The sequence below is a fragment of the Curtobacterium sp. MCLR17_051 genome, assembly GCF_003234395.1.
GTDB classification, from domain to species: Bacteria; Actinomycetota; Actinomycetes; order Actinomycetales; family Microbacteriaceae; genus Curtobacterium; species Curtobacterium flaccumfaciens.
In genome coordinates this window covers 1-15773 of sequence record NZ_QKTA01000029.1, presented here as the reverse complement: position 1 = coordinate 15773, position 15773 = coordinate 1, and the positions used below count along the sequence as shown (strand labels likewise).

Sequence of the window (15773 nt, the reverse complement as noted above, 5' to 3'; positions counted from 1 at the left end):
GTGGTGGGGGTCAGGCGGGGACGGCGATGGTCGCCAGGACCGCGGCGGTGATGAGTGCGAACGAGATCGCGCCGGCGTCCGGGGTGCCGACGGCGTCCTCGCCGTGGGTGCGGGCGCGGCCCATCCGGGGCAACAGGTCGGCCGTGGCGTCCGCCGCGGTCTGTGCTGCAGCCGAGGCGGCCGACCAGGCGTCGACGAGTTCGTCACCGGCGTCGACCCGGGCGGAGAAGACCTGGTCGAACGGCACGAGCGCGTCGACCATCGTCTTGTCGCCGGGAACGGCCCCGAATGCCAGGACGGCTTCGGTGGCGGCGTGCACCGCGCTCTGGACCGTGGCGGCCGACGGGCGTTCGTCGTCGCCGAGGACGCGACCCAGTGCCTCCAGGGCGGCACCCCAGATCGCACCGGACGTCCCACCGGCCTTGTCGGACCAGGCGTCTCCGGCGATCGCGAGGACCGAACCGACGCCGGCGCCACGGGCGGCGGCGTCCTGTGCCGCACGGTCGGCGGCGGTGGAGCCGCGCTGCATGCCGATGCCGTGGTCGCCGTCACCGGCGACGGCGTCGATGCGGCCGAGCTCGTCGGCGTGGTCATCGATCGTGGCGCGGATCGCGGCGATCGCGCTCGCGACGCGGACTGCTGCGGCCTGGGACTCCTCGGTGCCGGGCGTCACGGGCACGACCACGCCGGCTTCGAGGACCTCGACCGGCACCGGCTGCTGCGGGACGGCGCCGCCCTTGCGGTAGGCGGGGGCGTCGGCGGGAGCGGCCCAGAGCTGCTCGAGTTCGTCGTCGAGCCAGAACAGGGTGAGCGAGACGCCCGCCATGTCGAAGCTGGTGACGAGTTCGCCGACCTCGGGCTCGACGACGACGATGCCGGCGTCGGTGAGCTTCCGCTGGACGGCGCCGAAGACGACGAAGAGTTCCTCGTACTTGACCGAGCCGAGGCCGTTGAGGATCGGGACGACGCGGGGGCCGGGGCGTGCTGTCGTGCCGTCTGGTGCGGTGCCGGTGCCGGTCCCGGTGCCGGTGCCGTCGGGTCGCTCGGTGAGGAGTTTGTCGACGAGCAGGTCGGCCAGGCCGTCCGCGGTGGGGACGTCGGCCTCGGCGATGCCGCGTTCGCCGTGGATGCCCATGCCGATGGCCATGCGCCCCTCGGGGACGGTGAAGAGCGGCTCGTCGGCGCCGGGCAGGGAGCAGCCCGAGAACGCGACCCCGAAGCTGCGGGTGCGGTCGTTGGCGCGGGTCGCGATCGCCGTGACCGCGTCGAGGTCGTCGCCGCGTTCCGCGGCCGCGCCGGCCACCTTGAACACGCAGAGGTCCCCCGCGATGCCGCGGCGCTTGTGTGCCTGGTCGGCGGGCGCGGACGCGACGTCGTCGGTCACGCGGACCGTGCGGACGTCGATGCCCTGCGCCTCGAGTGCCCGTGCCGCCGCGTCGAAGTTGAGGACGTCGCCGGCGTAGTTGCCGTAGCTCAGCAGCACGCCGCCACCGTGCTCGGACGCCTTCGCGACCGCGGTGACCTGCTGGGCGCTCGGGCTGGCGAACAGGTTGCCCATCGCGGCACCGGCCGCCAGGCCGTGCCCGACGAGGCCGCCGAAGGCCGGGTAGTGGCCGGAGCCACCGCCGACGACGAGCGCGACGGTGCCCTCGGGGCTGGTGGTCGAGCGGGCGACCCCGCCGTGCACCTTGCGCACCCGGGCGCGGTTGGCGGCGACGAAGCCGTCCACCATCTCGTCGGCGAAGTCCGCCGGGTCGTTGAACAGGCGGGTCATGCGCCGGCCTCCTTCGCGATGGCGGTCGGTCCGTCCGTGGCGGCGACCGCGGTGTCGGCTTCGGACGCCGCGGCAGCTGCTTCGTTGCGCTTCGTGTTCCGGCCGAGCACGAACATCAGCACGCTCGACAGCACCATGAAGAAGCCGACGATGAACATCGGGACCTGGTAGCCGCCGGTCCACTCGCTGACGGCACCCGTGATGTACGGGGCGGCGAACCCACCGAGGTTGCCGACGGTGTTGATGAGGGCGACCCCCGCGGCTGCGGCGGCACCGGTCAGGAACTGCGTCGGGACCGTCCAGAAGTTCGGCAGGGCCGCGAAGATCGCACACGCGGTGATCGCGATGACCGCGACGGTGGCGGCCGGGCTGTTCATGTAGAGCGCGACCGGGATGCTCAGGCCACCGACCAGGGCCGGGACGGCGATGTGCCAGACCCGGACGCCACGACGGAAGGCGTCACGCGACCAGAAGTACAGGACGACCGCGGCCGGCACGTACGGGATGGCCGTGATGAGGCCCTTCTGGAACAGGTCGAACGTGGTGCCGAACTGCTCCTGGAAGCCGTCGATGATCGTCGGCAGGAAGAAGCTGAGCGCGTAGAGGCCGTAGATGAAGCCGAAGTACACCGCGGCGAGCATCCAGACGCGGCCGGAGCCGAAGGCCGCACGCAGGCCGCCCTTGCCGTGACCGTCTCCGCCGCCCTTCGCGGCGCTCTCGGCAGCGAGCGTCGTCTCGAGCCAGACCTTCTCGTCCTCGTCGAGCCACTTCGCCTGCGACGGCTTGTCCTTGAGCACGAAGAGGCACAGGACGCCGACGATGATCGCCGGGATCGAGACGCAGAGGAACATGAAGCGCCATCCGGCCAGGCCGCCGAGGATCCCCTCGTGGGTCATCAGCCAGCCGGCGAGCGGGGAACCGATGACGCTCGTGAGCGGCTGCGCCAGGTAGAAGAGCGCGAGCATCTTGCCGCGGTGCCGGGCCGGGACCCACGTCGACAGGAACAGGATCGCGCCGGGGAAGAAGCCGGCCTCGGCGATGCCGAGCAGGAAGCGCAGGCCGACGAGCTGCGGGTAGTTCTGCACCCACGTGAAGAGCAGGGACACGATGCCCCACGTGATCATGATGCGAGCGAGCCAGATCCGGGCGCCGAACTTGTGCAGCGCCAGGTTGGACGGCACCTCGAGCACGAGGTAGCCGATGAAGAACACACCGGACGCGAAGCCGAACTGGGCGGCGGTCAGGCCGAGGTCGGCCTCCATGCCGTTGGGGGCGGCGAAGGAGATCGCGGTGCGGTCGAGGAAGTTGATGAAGAACATCAGTGCCACGAACGGCACGATGCGGATCGCGATCTTGCGGATGGCCGTCTTCTCGACGACCGAGGTGGGGATGCCTCGCGTGGCGGGGATGTCCACGATGACTCCTGCTCGGTGGGGGTGGTACGACTCCCGTCCTGGCGGCTGCGCCGGGATGGTCCGTGCTGCTGCGCGGATCGGGAGCGGGCGCATCGGTGCGCCTGATCCAGTGTGCGTCGTGCTCGGCCAACTTGTCAACCGGTTGACCATTTCGCGCGCTCGGCGCCTCGGCGCTGCTCTCGCCGCAACCGGTTGACCGACCGGTACGCTCACTGCATGCCCGCGTTCAGCCCGGACGACCCCCTCAACATCCGACTCGAACTCGAGTCCGTGCCCGTCGGGTCCCCCGCCTCGGTGGTCGCCCGACAGCTCGTCTCGCTGCTCACCGCCGGCGAGCTGGCCCCCGGCTCACGACTGCCCTCGGAGCGGGTCCTGTCCGAGCGGCTCGGCGTCGGACGCTCGGCCGTCCGTGAGGCCCTCGCCGCCCTCGAGATCCTGGGCATCGTGCAGATCCGCCCCGGCTCGGGCACCTACCTGCGCGGAGGCACCTCGGACCTGCTCCCGACGACCCTGTCGTGGGGTCTGATGCTCGCCTCGAACCGCACCCGCGAGCTGCTCGAGATCCGGTCCTCGCTGGAGCGCACGGCCGCGATCCTCGCCGCACAGCGCGCCACCGACGAGCAGATCACCGAACTCGGCGAGTACCTGGTCCGGCAGGAGGCGACGCTCGACGACCCGCAGGCCTTCATCGACGCCGACGTCCGGTTCCACGTCCTGCTGGCGCGGGCGTCCGGCAACGACGTGCTCGCCGACCTGCTGCAGAGCCTGCGCTCGATGCTGAGCGTCTGGGTCGCGCGGCGCGTGCAGACCCGGCAGGCGACCGAGGCCGCGTTCCACGAGCACCGCGCCGTCTTCGAGGCCTTGCGCGTCCGCGACGTGTCCGCCGTGCAGCGCGCGATGGACGAACACATGGCCACGGCGAGCGCCCGCATCGAGCACGCCGAGCCGCTGCCCGCCGACGAGTAGCGGGGCGCTCGCGCTTCGTGAGCAGGAATGGTCGGGTCCGTCGAGCCGACCCGACGTCCTGTGCTCACGATCAGGGCGGACGGGAGGCCCGGGGCGCGCCCGCCCCGCACCGTGCGGTGTTGCCGGGTCGGCAACACCGCTTGGGTCCGGCCCGGCAGGTGCGCTGGAGTACGTGCATGCACACCCACCATGACGGCTCCGCCGCCGGATCTGCCACCGCACCGTCAGCCCGGGAGTGGTGGGAGGCCCGCTACGCCGAGCGCAACGGCATCTGGTCGGGCCGGGTGAACGCCGTGCTCGCCTCGGTGACCTGGGGGCTGCCGGTGGGGCGGGCGCTCGACCTCGGCTGCGGCGAGGGCGGCGACGTGGTGTGGCTCGCCGAGCAGGGGTGGGACGTGACGGGCATCGACCTGTCCGTGACGGCGCTCCAGCGTGGTTCGCGGGCTGCCGTCGCCGCCGGGGTCCAGGAGCGGACGGCATTCGTCGCCGCGGACCTCGCCCGGTGGGACACCGCCGCGCGGTTCGACCTGGTGACGGCCTCGTTCCTGCAGTCGTGGCCGGTGGAGATCCCCCGAGCCGACATCCTGCGTCGGGCAGCCGGCTTCGTCGCCGCCGGCGGGCACCTGCTCGTCACCGCGCACGGCGCTCCGCCGCACGACGACCTGCCGCCGGAGCTGCGGGAGTACCGGTTCCCCGCACCGGCCGACGACCTCGCCGCCCTGCAGCTCGACGACCGGTGGGACGTCCTGGTCGCCGAGGTCCGGCCGCGCACCGCGACGACGCCGGAGGGTGACCCGCACGAGGTCCTCGACAGCGTCGTGGTCGCCCGCCTGACGCGCGGGTAGCGTCGGTGACGTGAGCACCGACGACGGCATCCGCGCGCTCGTCGTGGACGGTGTCGAGGTCGCCGTCGAACGCAGCGGCGCCGGCACGGTCGCCACGTCGTCCCCTCGGCCGTACATGCACCCGGTCCGGACCCTCGGTGGCACCGTCGTCAGCGCGCACCACCCCGGCGACCACGACTGGCACTGCGGGGTCGGCGTCGCCATCCCCTATGTCGACGCCGTGAACTGCTGGGGCGGCCCGACCTACGTCCGTGGCTCCGGCTACGTGTGGCATGACGACCACGGCTCGGTCGAGGTGGTGCACGCGGAGCAGCACGACACGACGTCCGCCGAGCAGCTCGTCTGGCGGGGCCCAGACCGCGCGGTGGTCCTGCGCGAGGACCGCACCCTCCGCTGGCGCGCGGTCACCAGCGGGTGGGAACTTTCCTGGTCGTCGTCGTTCCGGGCCCCCGGTGACTCCCCCGTGCACCTCGGCGGCCCCGGCAGCAACGGCCGGACCGGAGCGGGCTACGGCGGCTTCTTCTGGCGGTTCCCGGAGTGCACGGGAGTGGTCATCCGGACCGCCGATGCCGAGGGCGAGGCCGCCGTGCACGGCTCGGCCGCACCCTGGATCACCTGGTCGGCGGTGTTCGACGGCGGTCCGGCGACGATCCGCATCGAGGCCCTCGACCACCACGACCCCTGGTTCGTCCGCGCCGAGGAGTACCCGGCGATCGGCTCGGCACTGGCGTGGGACTCCCCCGCCGTCGTGCAGCCCGGCGCTCCGCTGGTCCGCTCGTTCCGCGCGACGATCACCGACGGCGGTACGCTCGCCGGATGAGCACCGGGGACTGGGAGTCACGCGTCGCGGCGCTGTGGGACGACGAGACGATCGACGATCAGCAGCGGATCGAGTGGATGCGCGACCTCGCCGCCGACGCTCCGCATCCCGCACTCGGCGCGTTCGAGCTCGGCGGCGCCTTCGACTCGGGCGGCCACGAGGCCGAGGCCGACGTGCAGTACGCCGCCGCGACCACGGCTGGCCTGGACGCCGTCGACCCAGATCGCGCCGCCAGGATGGTCGTCCAGCACGCCTCGACGCTCCGCAACCTCGGTCGGATCGACGAGGCCATCGCGATGCTCCGCGACGCGCCGGAGCACTCCGCCACCGGAGCGGCACCCAAGGTGTTCCTCGCGCTCGCACTGCACAGCGCCGGACGCTCCGCCGAGGCCCTGCGCGTCGCGATCGAGGCCGTCGAGCCGACGCTCCCCCGGTACCACCGGTCCGTCCGTGCCTACGCGGCGGCCCTCACCGAGGACTGACGCGCGTCAGGCGTTCCGGCGCTGGAGCGCGTCCGCAGCCTTGCCGAGCAGCCAGTTCACGGCCCACCCCAGCACGCCGATCACGGGCAGCGCGAGGATGACCACCGTCCACAGCACCTTGACCACCTGCGTCCGGCGACGGTCGCGCCAGACCTGAACCAGCGCCACGGCCTCGAGCGCCAGCAGCACGAGGAGCACCACGGCGTGTGCTCCCGACACGTTCGTCAACACGAGCGGTCCTCTCCGCGGCGACGGTCGTCGCCCGCATCGATGACAGTAGGGCCTGCCCGGACTCGTCCGCGTCATCCGTCCGACTGACCGCGCGGGTCGGTCTGGCGATCACGCTGGCAGATCAGGCGATCGCGACCTCACCCAGCGCGAGCAGTTCACGGGCCCGACCGGCGTCGGCAGCCGGTGGCCGACCGTGCAGGGCGCGGTAGTCGCGCGAGAAGTGCGAGGCGCTCCGGTACCCCACCGCGACCGCAGCCTGGGCGGCGGTGTCACCGAGCACGATCATCCGACGACGGGCCTCTCCGAGTCGCAGCCGCCGCAAGTACTGCACCGGGCTCATCCCGGTGACCTGCCGGAAGCGGGCGAACAGCGTCGACTCGCTCGTCCGGACCGCCGCGGCCAGGCCCGCCACCGACCACGGGTCCGCCAACCGGTCGGTGAGCAGGGCGGTGGCCGCTGCGACGACGTCGCCGTCCCGGTTGCCGATCGCGGCCAGGATGCGCGGTGCCTGGTCGGTCTGCAGCAGGCGGAGCACGACCTCGCGGGTGACGAGCGGGGCGAGGACCGTCATGTCCTCCGGAGCATCGAGCAGTCCGACGAGTCGGGCGAACGCGTCCGCCAGGGCCGGGGTCCAGCTGCCGAGTCGTGCCGGCGGCGCCTCGTCCTGGTGCGGACGGGACATCGCCGTCGCGACCTCGGCCACCACCGCGGGGTCGAGCTGCCACACGACCGCGACGAACCCCGCGGGTGGTTCGACCTCGACCACCCCGGCGATCACGGGCAGGTCGACGGGCGTGATGATGAAGCGCTCGCGACCCCAGAGTTGGTCGTCGTCCCCGACGATGGACCGCTTCTGCCCCGCGAGCACCACCGACACCGACGGCGTGTAGCGCTGGTACCCGAGATCGGTCGGACGGTCCACCCGGGCCAGGCGGAGGCCGAGCCGTCCGGCGCGCTCCGCGTCGTCGAGGTGGGCGAGGACGCTCTGCAGCGCACGGTCCAGCCGGTCCGAGGTGACATCGTCCATGTGCCCATTCTGTCGAGGCATCCGGCGCGAGTGGTGCCCGTGCGGGATCCGGCAAGCACTCCGGAGTCCTGGGCAATCACCGCCGGGTCCGTCGGACCGAGCATCGGAGCATGCAGACCAACGAAGCACTCCTCGACTCCCTGACCACCGACGACCGACTGGCCGGCCGCACCGCACTGGTGACCGGCGCCTCGAGCGGCATCGGTGAAGCCGTCGCCCGTGTCCTCGCCGCCTCCGGCGCCACCGTCGCGGTCGCGGGCCGCGACCCGGAGCGCACGCAGGCCGTGGTGGACGCCATCACCGCGTCCGAAGGCACCGCCGTGGCCGTGATCGGCGACCTGAACACCCACCCCGATGCCGTCCGCGACCTCGCCGCCCGCGCCACCGAGGCCCTCGGCGGCCGGGTCGACGTCCTCGTCAACAACGCCGGCGTCTACCCGGTCGGCCCCACCGCACTGCTCGCCGACGACGACGCCGAAGCCCTCTGGGCCACGAACGTCCGCGCACCCCACGTGCTGGTCGGAGCGCTGGCTCCTGCGATGGTCGAACGCGGCTCGGGGGTCGTCGTGAACATCGGCTCGTGGATGTCCCGCGTCGGCGTCCCGTTCACGGCGCTCTACCCGGCGACGAAGGCCGCGGTCGAGCAGCTGACCCGCGCCTGGGCAGCCGAGTTCGGACCGCACGGCGTCCGGGTATCGACCGTGTCGCCCGGGGCCACCGCGACACCGGGCAACGCGGACTCGCACGACGTCCTCGCGCAGATGACGGCCGGCACCCCGGCCGGCGCACCCGTCCGACCGGTCGACGTCGCGTTCGCCGTGCGCTGGCTGGCCTCCGACGAGGCGACCTTCGTGCACGGCGCCACCATCGACGTGGACGGCGGCCTCGCCGCAACCCGCCTCGGCTGAGCGCGCCCCGCACGAGCGGGCGAAACACCCGGGTCGGCGCGCGGAGGCACCCCGGCATTCCGCCCGCTCGGCAGCGCCAGCCGACGCGAGCGAACCCCCACCACCACGAACGGGCGGAACACCCGAGTCGGCTCGCGGAGGCACCCGGGCATTCCGCCCGCTCGGCAGCGCCAGCCGACCCGCGCGAACCCCCACCACCACGAACGGGCGGAACACCCGGGTCGGCTCGCGGAGGCACCCCGGCATTTCGCCCGCTCGGCAGCGCCAGCCGACCCGCGCGAACCCCCACCACCACGAACGGGCGGAACACCGGGGTCGGCACGTGAGGCACCTCGGCATTTCGCCCGCTCGGCAGGAGTCGGTCAGCCGGGCATCGGTCCGCGAGTGGTCACGACGCGCCGCTGGCGGGTGGTCGTGCGGTCACGGATCGTCGCGCGGGAGCCCTCCAGGCGACGGGGCGCAACCGCTCGGCGAACGGCGTGGGCGCGGCGGTGGGCGCGACCACCACACGGTCGGGAGGCGCGGTGCGGGGTGGCACCGGGCCTCCCGTCAGGCGGTGTGGTCGCCGACCACCCGTGGGACCGGCAGCGAGTCGCTGGTCGTACGCAGGGACTCCTGGCGGATCTCGAGCTGCGAGACGGCGAGCGCCGCCAGGTCGCGGAGGTTCGCGAGGTCGTCCTCGGTGGCCTGCCGCGGGCGGGTGTCGAGCACGGCGAGGGTGCCGATCGGTGCGCCGTCGTGCTTGACGAGCGGGACGCTGACGTAGAAGCGGATGCCGAGCGGACCGGTGACCAGGGGGCTGTTCCGCATCTCGGGGTGCGCGGCGCCGTCCGGGATCACGACGGGGACGGGGACCGGGGCGAAGCCGTTGCGGAAGCTGATGCTGCGGGCTGCCTCGTCGACGCCCTCGGCGATGTACGACTGGGACCACTCGCGGTCCTCGTCGAGGACCTCGACCAGGGCGATCGGTGCGTCGAAGAGCCGGGCGGCCATCGCCGTGGTGCGCTGCAGCGACTCGTCGGGCAGGGTGTCGAGGGTCGCCGGGCGGTCCGTCTCGGGGCGCGTCGGTACCGGTGCCGTCTCGTCGGTCGGCTCGACCACGTGGTCGGCCGTGGCGGTCTCGGCGATCACGACGTCGCGGAGCATCGTGACCAGCTCGGCACCGAGCGGACGGGCTGCGGGGTCCTGCGCGGTCATGGCACGGAGCAGGTGCTTCCAGTGCTCGGGCAGGGGCTCGGGGACCACGGGGTCGCGGGACAGCCGCGCGACGGCGGACTCGACGAGCGAGCCCGGGAACTCCCGGCGGCGGGTGAAGCACTGCAGCAGCACGAGGCCGAGCGAGTAGACGTCGCTCGGCGGGCCGACCTCGCCGCCGCGCGCCTGCTCGGGGCTGAGGTAGGCCGCGGTGCCGGTGGTGACGCCGTCGGCGGTCAGGCGCTCGACACCGGCGGCGAGCGCGATGCCGAAGTCGGTCAGGCGCGCCCGGGCCCGGTCGGAACCGTTGCCGTAGTCGACGAGCAGGATGTTCGACGGCTTGATGTCGCGGTGCACGACGCCGTGGGCGTGGATGTAGTCGAGGGCCTCGGCCATGTCGTAGCCGATCTCGGCGATGTGCCGCGAGGCGAGCGGGCCCACGGCCAGGCGCTCCTCGAGGTCCTGCCCGACGACGAGCGACATCACGATGTAGCGCTGCTGCGTGCCGTCCTGCCCGGTGACGACTCCGGCGTCGAGCAGGCTGACGAGGTTGTGGTGCTCGAGCGACGCCAGCACACCGAGTTCGGCCTCTTGGCGGGCGATGTCGACGATGCCCGCGTGGAAGAGCTTGATCGCGACCGGGCGGTGCAGGCTCTCGTCCACACCCCGGTAGACGACGGACATGCCGCCCTGGCCGATCGCTTGCTCCACGCGGTACCGACCGTCGAGCAGCGGCGCACTCGCGTCGTGGTCTTCCGTCGGGATCATCCAACCCTCGTTCTCGGCTCCGGCACCAACGATGCATCTTCGCATCCCGACGGGTATCTCGTTCGCCGACGTCGTTCTCCGGCTGAACGGGTGCCGTTCGGCCTGCAAGACACCGGTGTTCGCGGGTCGAACACGCGCAGACCGCGGTTCAACGTGCGAACACCGGTGTCTTGCGATCCCGGCGCCACCCGACCTCCCCGTCAGCGACGCGTCGCGACCGAGCTCACGCGGAGGTCCTCGAAGGTGCTGGTGAAGCCGGGGCCCCCGAGTGAGATGAGCCCGACGCGGGGTGCACTGCCGAGGTCCGCCGTCCAGGTCCCGCCCCGGACGAAGTGCCGCCCGTCCAGGCTCGTGTACGCCGTGTACCGGTCCTCACCCCGGACCTCGCGGTGGACGATCCGGAGCGTGGTGGTGTCCCCGACCGGACCGACGACCATGTTCCCGTAGCTCGGCGCCCCGGCCGGTTGCCCGGACACCTGCTTGCCGAACTCCGTCTGGCGGGTGTTGAAGATCGAGTTCGAGGTGAGCCGGACGTAGTTGCCGTCGTCACCCCACACGATCAGGCCGCCCTGCACGTAGTTGAGACCGTCGCCGGTGGCCGGGGTGTCCACCCCGACCGTGGTCTGGAGCACGTAGTCCCCACGGGGTGCCGGTTCGGACAGCACCGATGCGAGCGGCGTCGCCGGCGGGTGGATGTCGGCGTCCTGCGTCTGCCAGCGGAACGTGCCGTCGGCGACGGTCCACGTGGACGGGTCGGGCTCACGCGTCCAGGCGAGCTGGGCAGGCAGCGCTCCGGGCGCTGCCCCGGTCTCTGCCCCGGGCGCCGCCCCCGGCAGCGCGGCACCGTCGAACGAGGTCGACAATGCCCGGATCGTCCGGCCCGGCACGTCGACGGGAGCGGCCGACGCCCGGTACGTCGGCCGTTGCCCCGGCTGCGCGACCGGCCCCGGCTGCACCGTGTCCGACGGGCCGGCACCACCGCGGACGACCGGCCAGCCGCCCTGCCAGTCGAGCGGATCGATCAGCGCCGGCCGCTTCGTGTAGGTCGGCTGCCCCGCGTAGTACGGGTCGTTCCGGTCGGCCGCGTGGTAGATGATCCAGTCCTGCCCGGCGAAGTCGGTGACCACGGTGTTGTGGCCGGTCCCGACCCAACGGTTGCCGTTCTGCGCGAGCAGGGGCGTGCCACCGACCCGGGTGCTCGTGATCGCCACGCCGTCGCGGTCCGTGAACGGTCCCAGCGGGCTGCGCGAGCGGGCGACGAAGACGCCGTAGCCGGTCAGGGCGCCGTTGCAGCAGTTCGTGGCGGAGCCCATGAAGTACCACCAGCCACCGTGCCGCATCAGGTACGCGCCCTCGTAGCGGTTGTCGATCGCGATCTGCCGCTCGGTCGACGGGTGAGAGCGCAGTCCGTCGGCGCTGAGGCGTCGGACGTTCACGCCGCCGAAGTAGCTGCCGAAGTACAGGTAGGTCGTCCCCTTGTCCGTGATGACCTCGGGGTCGAACGCCCACCGCGCTCCGTCGCCGTTCGGTGCGGTCTGCGGTGCCACGACCGGGCCGCCGGAGTCCTTCCACGGGCCCGTCGGGCTCGAGCTCGTCGCCACCCCGACCGCGGAGCCGCCGCCGCTCGGCCCCGTCGCCGACGGGGTGTCCGAGGCCGCGTAGTACAGGTACCAGGTGCCCGCGCGGCCACGGTCCCCGGCGCGGTACACGACGTCCGGCGCCCAGATCCCGTTCGCGTCATCCACCCAGGCGGGCTTCGTCGGGAACGCGTCGTTCACGTACGTCCAGTGGGTCAGGTCGGTCGACCGGTACGTCGGCACGGCGTGCTGCACGAGGGACCCGTCCGGGTTCTGCTCCGTCGCGGTGAGCGCGTCGGTGGTGCAGTACAGGTACCAGTTGCGGTCGCGTCCGGCTCCGTGGATCACGGTCGGGTCCGCGCAGCTCGCCGCCGTCTGCCCGTCCGGCAGGCTGAGCGCGACCGGGTTCTGGTGACTGGGCGCCGCGCGGCCGTTCCGGCTGGCCGCACTCGACGCCGCGGTCGTGGTGGTGGTCGCCCGGGTGGTCCCGCCCGGCATCGCGGACGCATCCGCTGGCCCGGCCTGGAGGCCCGTGGTCGCGACGCCGAGGAACGTCACGACGGCGAGGAGTGCGGTGGACGATCGGCGCATGCCGGACCTGCTCTCGTCGTTGAGGAAGGTACTGCTGGAGGGAGTGCGGGTGTCGCCTGGCGACGTGCGCGAGCGTACGCTCGGCTCGACGAAGGAGTCATGCCATGCCCGCGAGGTTCGTCTACTGGATCAACGTCTCCGTCGACGGGTTCGTCGAACGGGCCCCCGGCGAGCACGACGGCCTGGACGGACCCGACTGGATCCGGATCGACGAGCCACTGCACCGCGAGTTCAACGCCCGCGCCGCCGCGATGACCCTGTCCGTCGAGGGTCGGGTGGTGCGCGACATGATGGACCCGTTCTGGCCGGATGCCCGGCACGACGAGTCGATGCCGCAGTACCTGCGCGAGTACGGCGAGATCTGGACCGCGCAGCCGAAGATCCTGGTGTCCCGCACACGGACCACCGCCGACCACGACACCCGGGTCATCGGTGGCGACGGCGACGCGATCGCCGAGCTGGCCGCGATCCGTGCCTCCGGCGACGGCGACGTCGGCGTGGGCGGGCCGAGCATCGCGAGCCAGTTGCTCGACGCCGGGCTGCTCGACGAGGTCATGCTGTTCACGCACCCGTCGGTGCTCGGCGCCGGCCGCCCGTTGTTCGATCCGCCGCTCTCGGGGCACCGGCCGCTCGTGCAGCTCGACCTGCTCGAGCAGCAGCGCTACGACAACGGCGTCACCCTGCACCGGTACGACGTCCGGCGGTCCTGAGCGCTCGCTCGGTCAGTCCGCGACGGGCTCGGTGGCGATGATCCGGACGTACCAGGCGCTGTCCCGGTCGCTGTCGAACCCGTTGAAGGAAACGCTGTCCGCTTGGCGACGCAGCTCCGCTGGAAGGTCGATCCGCTGCCAGCCGTCTCGGCAAGCCATCGGCTCTGTCGGTTGGGTCTGGGAGGCGCCCGCCGACCCGATGGTGAAGGAGCCACTCATGTGCCCGTCCCCGAAGCAGGAGAACTCGAGGTGGTCGACCGACTTCGGGTGCGGGAACGTGATGGTGACGCCCGTGCCCGGTGCGTCACTGTCGTCGATCCCGGGCGACACCGCGGCGAACAAGGCGCCGAGCTCAGTGTTCGACTCGACTGCTCGCTGCCGCTTCTCCCAGGCGTGCAGCGCCGCCTCGTCGACGGGCGGCGGCCCGGAGCAGCCGGCCAGCAGGAGCACACCCGCGATCGCGGGCAGGAGCAGGGCGGGGACGGAACGCACGCTGTGAGCCTAGTGAGGCCCTGGACTCGCACCGCGGAACGACGGGAGGCGCGGTGCCGGCTGGCACCGCGCCTCCCGGCCGTGGGGTGGTCGCGTCAGACGTCGCGACGGCGCGCGAGCGTCAGGGCGAGGCCACCCACGACGAGCACCTCGGCGGCGAGGACGCCGAAGCCGCCCCAGCCGTTCAGCACGACCCCGCTGTTGTCGACCGTGCTCGCGCCGTCGTACGAGTAGGCGTAGAGCTGGCCGCCGGCCGAGTCGGGCAGGAACGCCGCGATGTCCATCGGCCAGTCGACCTTCATCAGTCCGCTCATGAGTGCGAGCACCCCCGGAACGACCAGCAGGAGGCCGAGCGTGATCGCGATGCCGCCGGCGCTCGACCGGACGAGCAGACCGATGCCGTACGCGAGGAGCGCCAGCAGGGTCAGGAAGACCGACGAACCGAGGATCGGCAGGAACACCGACGGGTCACCGATCTCCGGCTCGACACCGTTGCCGGCCAGCAGCGGGAGCGAGATGAGGACGCCGATCCACGTGGCGACGGCGCTGACGACGAAGGTCGCGATGGCGAGGACGGTGGCCTTCGCCAGGATCACGCCGGTGCGCCGCGGGTCTGCGGTGAAGGTCGAGCGAACCTGGCCCGTGCCGTACTCACCGGTGATGATGAGGACGCCGAGCACGCCGACGACGAGCGACGAGAGCAGGACACCCACGGCGTTGGTGTTCACGAAGGTGCCGTTGGCGACGTCCGTCGGCAGCTCCTGGCCGCCGCTGTTCGTGTTCGCCCCGATCAGCGCCGCCATGCCGATCGTGAGGACGACCAGGATCGCGTAGCACCAGAACGTGGACCGGATGCTGCGCAGCTTGATCCACTCGCTCCGCACCAGGTGCGGGAACGACAGGCGGGTCGAGCCGGACATCCGGGTCGACGGCGTGGTGGGCGAGGTGGTGGCGCTCATCGGGTGCCCTCCGATCGGTACTCGACGTCGTCGCGGGTGAGGGCCATGTAGGCCTCCTCCAGGCTCGCGCCGGTCGGGGTGAGTTCGTGCAGGGGGACGCCTGCCTGTGCGGCGATGTTGCCGACCGTCGGTGCGTCGGGCCCGACGACGAGGAACGAGCCGTCCTCGCGCTGGGTGACCGCGGCGTTCGGGCCGATCGCGGTGAACAGGCCGTTCGGGTCCGGCGTGCGGACGATGACACGGCTGACGGCGGCATCGGTGCCGGCAGCGGCGCCACCACCGGCGACGAACTCGGCGATCGGGGCGTCGGCGAGGACCTTGCCCCGGCCGAGGACGACCACGCGGTCGGCGGTCTGCGCCATCTCGCTCATCAGGTGGCTGGAGAGGAACACCGTGCGGCCGTCGGCGGCCATGCGGCGAGCGAGCTGACGCACCCACACGACACCGTCGGGGTCGAGGCCGTTGACCGGCTCGTCGAGGATCAGGGTCTTCGGGTCGCCGAGCAGTGCGGCAGCGATTCCCAGGCGCTGCCCCATGCCGAGCGAGAACCCGCCGACGCGCTTCTTCGCGACGGAGTCGAGGCCGGTCATGTCGATGACCTCGTGCACGCGGGACTTCGGGATGCCGTGGGTCGCCGCGAGCGAGAGCAGGTGGTTGTAGGCGCTACGGCCCGAGTGCACGGCCTTCGCCTCGAGCAGGGCGCCGACCTGCCGGAGCGGGTCGCGGAAGCTCGTGTACGGCTGGCCGTTCACGGTGGCGCTGCCCGACGTGGGCCGGTCGAGCCCCATGATCATGCGCATCGTGGTGGACTTCCCGGCGCCGTTGGGCCCGAGGAAGCCGGTCACACTGCCGGGACGCACGACGAAGGAGACGTCGTCCACGGCGGTCTTCGGACCGTACTGTTTGGTGAGATGGCTGACTTCGATCACGGCCTCGACGCTACGGGAGGGGCCGTCGGTGCCGCGTCCGCCGTTGGGGGGAGATGTGTGCTCCCACAGGGTGACGCGGCACCGA

The 15773-nt window shown here is 72.4% G+C and carries 15 protein-coding genes; 6 read left to right on the top strand and 9 right to left on the bottom strand.

Going from position 1 to position 15773, the window contains the following annotated elements:
* Window positions 1–10: 10 nt before the first annotated feature.
* Together DEJ06_RS17235 and DEJ06_RS17230 are read right to left on the bottom strand one after the other, a co-directional pair.
* Entirely contained in the window at window positions 11–1774 is a 1764-nt protein-coding gene (locus DEJ06_RS17235) for a dihydroxyacetone kinase family protein (protein ID WP_111040133.1), read from the bottom strand.
* Window positions 1771–3189 carry an MFS transporter gene (locus DEJ06_RS17230; protein ID WP_110865572.1) on the bottom strand — a complete coding sequence of 473 codons (1419 nt, stop codon included), beginning with the start codon at window positions 3187–3189 and terminating at the stop codon, window positions 1771–1773. Before DEJ06_RS17230 ends, DEJ06_RS17235 begins: the two co-directional genes overlap by 4 nt.
* 216 nt (window positions 3190–3405) lie before the next feature.
* On the opposite strand from DEJ06_RS17230, the gene DEJ06_RS17225 reads away from it, so the two are divergent.
* From DEJ06_RS17225 to DEJ06_RS17210, 4 genes are all read left to right on the top strand, one after another.
* Window positions 3406–4155, top strand: a complete 750-nt coding sequence (locus tag DEJ06_RS17225) for a FadR/GntR family transcriptional regulator (protein ID WP_111040132.1) — start codon at window positions 3406–3408, stop codon at window positions 4153–4155.
* Between the two features lie 176 nt (window positions 4156–4331).
* The gene (locus DEJ06_RS17220) at window positions 4332–5000 is read left to right on the top strand and encodes a bifunctional 2-polyprenyl-6-hydroxyphenol methylase/3-demethylubiquinol 3-O-methyltransferase UbiG (RefSeq protein WP_111040131.1); all 669 of its coding nucleotides are present in this window, start codon (window positions 4332–4334) and stop codon (window positions 4998–5000) included.
* Between the two features lie 10 nt (window positions 5001–5010).
* Entirely contained in the window at window positions 5011–5820 is an 810-nt protein-coding gene (locus tag DEJ06_RS17215) for a PmoA family protein (RefSeq protein ID WP_111040130.1), read from the top strand.
* Window positions 5817–6302, top strand: coding sequence for a tetratricopeptide repeat protein (locus DEJ06_RS17210; protein WP_111040129.1), 486 nt, complete (start codon window positions 5817–5819; stop codon window positions 6300–6302). Before DEJ06_RS17215 ends, DEJ06_RS17210 begins: the two co-directional genes overlap by 4 nt.
* A 6-nt stretch (window positions 6303–6308) precedes the next feature.
* Here DEJ06_RS17210 and DEJ06_RS17205 read toward each other — a convergent pair whose 3' ends face one another.
* Window positions 6309–6521, bottom strand: a complete 213-nt coding sequence (locus DEJ06_RS17205; RefSeq protein WP_239001530.1) for a PLDc N-terminal domain-containing protein — start codon at window positions 6519–6521, stop codon at window positions 6309–6311.
* Between the two features lie 133 nt (window positions 6522–6654).
* On the bottom strand, window positions 6655–7560 hold the full coding sequence (locus DEJ06_RS17200; RefSeq protein WP_111040128.1) for an AraC family transcriptional regulator: 906 nt from the start codon (window positions 7558–7560) through the stop codon (window positions 6655–6657).
* 110 nt (window positions 7561–7670) lie between these two features.
* On the opposite strand from DEJ06_RS17200, the gene DEJ06_RS17195 reads away from it, so the two are divergent.
* The gene (locus tag DEJ06_RS17195; protein WP_111040127.1) at window positions 7671–8468 is read left to right on the top strand and encodes an SDR family NAD(P)-dependent oxidoreductase; all 798 of its coding nucleotides are present in this window, start codon (window positions 7671–7673) and stop codon (window positions 8466–8468) included.
* Window positions 8469–9017: 549 nt separating this feature from the next.
* Here the strand turns inward: DEJ06_RS17195 and DEJ06_RS18450 are convergent.
* Window positions 9018–10430, bottom strand: a complete 1413-nt coding sequence (locus DEJ06_RS18450; RefSeq protein ID WP_111113950.1) for a GAF domain-containing serine/threonine-protein kinase — start codon at window positions 10428–10430, stop codon at window positions 9018–9020.
* Window positions 10431–10630: 200 nt separating this feature from the next.
* Window positions 10631–12598, bottom strand: a complete 1968-nt coding sequence (locus DEJ06_RS17185) for a family 43 glycosylhydrolase (RefSeq protein WP_111040126.1) — start codon at window positions 12596–12598, stop codon at window positions 10631–10633.
* A gap of 104 nt (window positions 12599–12702) precedes the next feature.
* Between DEJ06_RS17185 and DEJ06_RS17180 the strand changes: the two genes are divergently transcribed.
* Entirely contained in the window at window positions 12703–13308 is a 606-nt protein-coding gene (locus tag DEJ06_RS17180; RefSeq protein ID WP_111040125.1) for a dihydrofolate reductase family protein, read from the top strand.
* 12 nt (window positions 13309–13320) lie between these two features.
* On the opposite strand, the gene DEJ06_RS17175 is transcribed toward DEJ06_RS17180, so the two are convergent.
* The 3 genes from DEJ06_RS17175 to DEJ06_RS17165 all read right to left on the bottom strand — a co-directional run bounded on the left by DEJ06_RS17175 (window position 13321) and on the right by DEJ06_RS17165 (window position 15688).
* On the bottom strand, window positions 13321–13800 hold the full coding sequence (locus DEJ06_RS17175) for a hypothetical protein (RefSeq protein ID WP_111040124.1): 480 nt from the start codon (window positions 13798–13800) through the stop codon (window positions 13321–13323).
* A gap of 95 nt (window positions 13801–13895) precedes the next feature.
* Entirely contained in the window at window positions 13896–14759 is an 864-nt protein-coding gene (locus DEJ06_RS17170; RefSeq protein ID WP_111040123.1) for an ABC transporter permease, read from the bottom strand.
* Window positions 14756–15688 (bottom strand): ABC transporter ATP-binding protein, encoded by a 933-nt coding sequence (locus DEJ06_RS17165; RefSeq protein WP_111031071.1) that lies wholly within the window; start codon window positions 15686–15688, stop codon window positions 14756–14758. Before DEJ06_RS17165 ends, DEJ06_RS17170 begins: the two co-directional genes overlap by 4 nt.
* Window positions 15689–15773 lie beyond the last annotated feature (85 nt).

Coding starts and splice junctions, on each gene's coding strand:
- DEJ06_RS17180 (WP_111040125.1), top strand. CDS start 12,703: ATGCCCGCGAGGTTCGTCTACTGGATCAACGTCTCCGTCGACGGGTTC.
- DEJ06_RS17235 (WP_111040133.1), bottom strand. CDS start 1,774: ATGACCCGCCTGTTCAACGACCCGGCGGACTTCGCCGACGAGATGGTG.
- DEJ06_RS17170 (WP_111040123.1), bottom strand. CDS start 14,759: ATGAGCGCCACCACCTCGCCCACCACGCCGTCGACCCGGATGTCCGGC.
- DEJ06_RS17185 (WP_111040126.1), bottom strand. CDS start 12,598: ATGCGCCGATCGTCCACCGCACTCCTCGCCGTCGTGACGTTCCTCGGC.
- DEJ06_RS18450 (WP_111113950.1), bottom strand. CDS start 10,430: ATGATCCCGACGGAAGACCACGACGCGAGTGCGCCGCTGCTCGACGGT.
- DEJ06_RS17210 (WP_111040129.1), top strand. CDS start 5,817: ATGAGCACCGGGGACTGGGAGTCACGCGTCGCGGCGCTGTGGGACGAC.
- DEJ06_RS17200 (WP_111040128.1), bottom strand. CDS start 7,560: ATGGACGATGTCACCTCGGACCGGCTGGACCGTGCGCTGCAGAGCGTC.
- DEJ06_RS17220 (WP_111040131.1), top strand. CDS start 4,332: ATGCACACCCACCATGACGGCTCCGCCGCCGGATCTGCCACCGCACCG.
- DEJ06_RS17195 (WP_111040127.1), top strand. CDS start 7,671: ATGCAGACCAACGAAGCACTCCTCGACTCCCTGACCACCGACGACCGA.
- DEJ06_RS17225 (WP_111040132.1), top strand. CDS start 3,406: ATGCCCGCGTTCAGCCCGGACGACCCCCTCAACATCCGACTCGAACTC.